The sequence below is a fragment of the Microbulbifer sp. genome, from assembly GCF_036563125.1.
Taxonomy (GTDB): domain Bacteria; phylum Pseudomonadota; class Gammaproteobacteria; order Pseudomonadales; family Cellvibrionaceae; genus Microbulbifer.
Window position 1 is genome coordinate 1 of record NZ_DATCMV010000103.1, and the last position, 3,896, is coordinate 3,896.

A 3,896-nucleotide genomic window follows, 5' to 3' on the forward strand; every position below is an offset into this window, starting at 1 on the left:
GCGGCACCCATCAGCGACCAGTGCAATCCATAGCGGCGGGCCAGTTTGGGATTGTTGACTCCGTGGCGTCGGCTCTGACGAGCCCCCAGCCACCAGCTGAACAGGCCGCCACCGAAACCCGCCACCAACCAGTAAAGTCCCACCAGTTGCGGGGCGAAGTCCGGCAGGCTGAAGCCAATGGCGATAAGCGTACCCCAGAGGAAGTACAGTGCCGGGATGCCGCCGGCGGTAGCGTCCTCGCGCAGGGCGCTGCTGATATAGTCCAGGTCGCTTTGCAGTTTGTTCACGTCGGTCATGGTCACAGTTCCTTTGTGGATAAATGTTGTGGAAGCGGCTTGTGGATAACGCGGGCGATCGCTGGGAGTCGGTTCCCGCCAATCTCAATTAGAGTTCTCTATTTTCTAGAGTTGATGCTTAGAAGAGTACTTTAATTTTTAGAGTTAACAAGTGCTGCCGTTAGAATTGATGGAATTCGGGTGGGATATGGCGCCAGTGGATGCTGCCGCTGTACCCGCAAGCGGGAGCCGGTACACTAGCGCGCTTTCGCGAACGACACCGATATGCAGAACGAGACGACACAGTTGGAGGCAGCTTGACCGCAGCGGGGGGGAAACAAGGCGTGCAGCATGAAGTGCGCAAATTTGCACCAGAGGGCGTGCGCGCGATCCTGCGCCTCGCGGTGCCGGTGCCCCTGCGCCGCCTGTTCGACTACCTGCCGCCCCAGGGTATGAGTGCCGATGACCTGTGCCCGGGCCAGCGCTTCCTGGTGCCGTTCGGCAATCGCGACTTGGTGGCGGTGTTGGTGGACGTTGTGGCGGAGTCGCCACTCGCCGAGCTGAAACCCGCCACCGAGTGCATCGACCGCCAGCCGATCTTTGACGCACGCAGCCGCCAGTTCCTGCAGTGGGCGGCGGATTACTACCAGGCCCCGGTGGGCGAACTCTACGCCGCCGCCCTCCCTGTCGCCCTGCGCAAAGGCAAGCCCGCGGATCACTGGGCGGAGCAGTGGCTGGAGCTCACCACCGAAGGCAAAGGCCTGCCGGAGACCGCACTGGCGCGCGCCAAGAAGCAGCAGGAACTGCTGCAGCTGCTGTTGCAGACCGGTCGCCAGAGTCGCACCGCGCTGAACGCCCGCGGCCTCAACGCCACCGTGTGCAAGGCGCTGATCGAGCGCAATCTGGCGCACTGGGTAACCGGCCCCACCGCGCCGCCGCCACTGGAAGACGTGGAGCCGCAAGCCGCACTTGAGCTCAATGACGAGCAGCGCGAAGTGATCGACGCGGTACCCGCCAGCGGCTTCAGTGCCTCTTTATTGGAAGGCACCACCGGCAGCGGCAAGACCGAGGTCTACCTGCGCCTGATGGCGCGCGCCCTCAACCGGGGTGAACAGGCGCTGTTGCTGGTACCGGAAATCGGTCTCACCCCACAGACATTGCGCCGTATTGCCGCGCGCTTCCCGGATTTTCGCATCGCCGCACTGCACTCGGGGCTCGCCGACGGCGAGCGCGCCCGCGCCTGGCTGTCCGCCGCCAGCGGTGTGGCGGATATCGTGATCGGCACCCGCTCGGCAATCTTCACGCCGCTGCCGCGTCTCGGCGTGATCCTGATCGATGAGGAGCACGATGGCTCCTTCAAGCAGCAGGACGGGGTGCGCTACTCCGCCCGCGATCTGTCCGTGGTGCTGGCGAAAAGCGCGGGGGTGCCGGTGTTGCTGGGCTCGGCGACGCCGTCGCTGGAGAGCCTGCACAACGCGCTGTCCGGCCGCTACCAGCACCTGCGCCTGCGCCACCGCGCCGGCAACGCGCGCCCGCCGCAGATCAGTGTGGTACCGACCCTGCACCAGCAACTACAGGAGGGCTTCGCACCGCAGGTGCTGCGGCATATCGGCGAAACCCTGAACCGCGGTGAACAGGCGCTGGTGTTTATCAACCGCCGTGGTTACGCGCCGGCGCTCACCTGCGATGACTGCGGCTGGCTCGCCGACTGCCCACACTGCTCCGCAAAGCTCACCCTGCACCGCCGCAGTCGCCATCTGCGCTGCCACCACTGCGACTACCGCATGCGCGAGGTGCACAGTTGCCCGCAGTGCCACAGCCGCAACCTCAATGCCCTGGGTGCGGGCACCGAGCGCAGTGAGGACTTCCTTACTCACAGCTTCCGCAATTTCCCGGTGATCCGTGTCGATCGCGACACCACCGCCACCAAGCAGGCGCTGGACAAGTTGCTGGAGCCCGCGCGCAACGGCGAACCCTGCCTGTTGCTCGGCACCCAGATGCTGGCCAAGGGCCACCACCTGCCCAAGGTCACGCTGGTGGTCATCCAGGACGCCGACGGCGGTCTGTTCAGTGCGGATTTCCGCGCCCCCGAGCGCATGGGTCAGCTGCTGGAACAGGTGGCCGGTCGCGCCGGTCGCGGAGACCTGCCGGGACACGTGCTTGTACAGAGCCGCTACCCCGAGCACCCGCTACTGCAATTGCTGTTGAACCGGGGCTACGGCGCCTTCGCCCGCCAGTTGCTGGAAGAGCGCAAGATCGCCCAGCTGCCGCCGGTGCGCGCTATGGCGCTGGTGCGCGCCGAGTGCGAGGAACCGCGCTGGGCGGAGGAGTTTCTCGCCAACGCGCGCAACTATTTAGAGGCACTGGCACCGGGTTCGCCGGAATTGCAGTACCTGGGGCCGGTGCCGGCACTGCTGGAGCGCAAATCCGGCCGCTTCCGCTTCTATATCCAGATCACCGCCGACAAGCGCGGCCTGCTGCAGCAACTGCTCGCGCGCTTCTGCCAGTGGGCCGAAGGCAACCGCAACCGGCGCCTGCGCTGGGCGGTGGATATGGACGCGCAGGAACTCTCCTAGGATTCTACCGCGCGTGCGCCTGACGGCATGCGGCGCACGCGTTACAATTCTCCGCCCGCAAAATAATCGCGAAGAAAGATCGCCAAAAACGATTAAAGAGAGCAGTCATGGCCCGCCGCAACACCCGCCGCCAACAATCCTCCGGCAAACCCGCTTGGGTCTGGTTCGTGCTCGGCAACTTCGTCGGCGGCTTTGCGGTGTTCATCTTCCTGCTGAGCGACCTCAAGACCGAAAAAGCCAAGGTGGTCGCCAGCGCCAAACCTGCGCCCCAGGCGCAGGCACCGGCGGACGCCAAACCCAAATTCGATTTCTACAAATTGCTGGAAGAGAGTGAAGTGAAGGTCGCGCCGCCCAAGAACCAGCAGGTTCGGGTGCGCGAGAGCGACGCGGGCAGTAAACCGGTGGAAAAAGAAGCGGCGCAGCCGGACCTGGTATACATCCTCCAGGCCGCCAGTTTCCGCGACAAGGATGAGGCCGAGCGCCTGCGTGCGCAGCTGATGCTCGCCAACCTCGATGTCAAGGTGGAATCCGCCAGCGACAGCCGCGGCACCTGGCACCGGGTACTCGTCGGCCCCTACACCGACCGCTCCAGAATGGCCAAGGCGCGCAGCATTCTAGCCGAACACCGCCTGATGCCACTGGTCCTGAAGCGCCCCGCGCAGGGATAAGTGCGCGGGACTATTCCGTCTCCACCAGTTTGTGCGCAATCCAGTGCGCCACCGGCGCGATGATCGAAATCAGCGGAAACGCCACCACCCAGGCTACCAGCCCCGCGTGTAGCCAGCGGGAGAAGAACCCTTCGGTCACCCCTGTATTGATGATGGTGATCACCCCGGACATCATGGTCGACATAAACAGCGACATGAACAGCGCAAAAACCAGGGTGTAATAACGGCGCTTGATACGGGCCACAGGCGTTCTCCACAGGACCTCAGAAGAAGGCGCCAGAGTATAAACGCACCCCTGCAAAGTTGAAATTTCACCCCGTCGACCACACTTAGTGCTTCTGAAAAGAAAACGCAGAGGCACCAGTGGAACAATATCG

General features: G+C 64.0%; 4 protein-coding genes. 2 read left to right on the forward strand and 2 right to left on the reverse strand.

Going from position 1 to position 3,896, the window contains the following annotated elements; genetic code table 11:
• Positions 1-296 (reverse strand): hypothetical protein (locus VIL80_RS08330; protein WP_332035651.1); only part of this gene is annotated, 296 nt, incomplete at its 3' end.
• Positions 297-619: 323 nt separating this feature from the next.
• On the opposite strand from VIL80_RS08330, the gene VIL80_RS08335 reads away from it, so the two are divergent.
• A complete protein-coding gene (locus VIL80_RS08335) occupies positions 620-2,851 on the forward strand; it encodes a primosomal protein N' (RefSeq protein WP_332035652.1) in 2,232 nt (743 codons plus the stop codon).
• A gap of 107 nt (positions 2,852-2,958) precedes the next feature.
• Positions 2,959-3,519, forward strand: a complete 561-nt coding sequence (locus VIL80_RS08340) for an SPOR domain-containing protein (RefSeq protein ID WP_332035653.1) — start codon at positions 2,959-2,961, stop codon at positions 3,517-3,519.
• 10 nt (positions 3,520-3,529) lie between these two features.
• On the opposite strand, the gene VIL80_RS08345 is transcribed toward VIL80_RS08340, so the two are convergent.
• Positions 3,530-3,763, reverse strand: coding sequence for a DUF2798 domain-containing protein (locus tag VIL80_RS08345; RefSeq protein ID WP_332035654.1), 234 nt, complete (start codon positions 3,761-3,763; stop codon positions 3,530-3,532).
• Between the last annotated feature and the right edge of the window lie 133 nt (positions 3,764-3,896).

Excerpts from the sequence above, each read along its gene's own strand:
- VIL80_RS08340 (WP_332035653.1), top strand. The coding sequence starts at position 2,959 with ATGGCCCGCCGCAACACCCGCCGCCAACAATCCTCCGGCAAACCCGCT.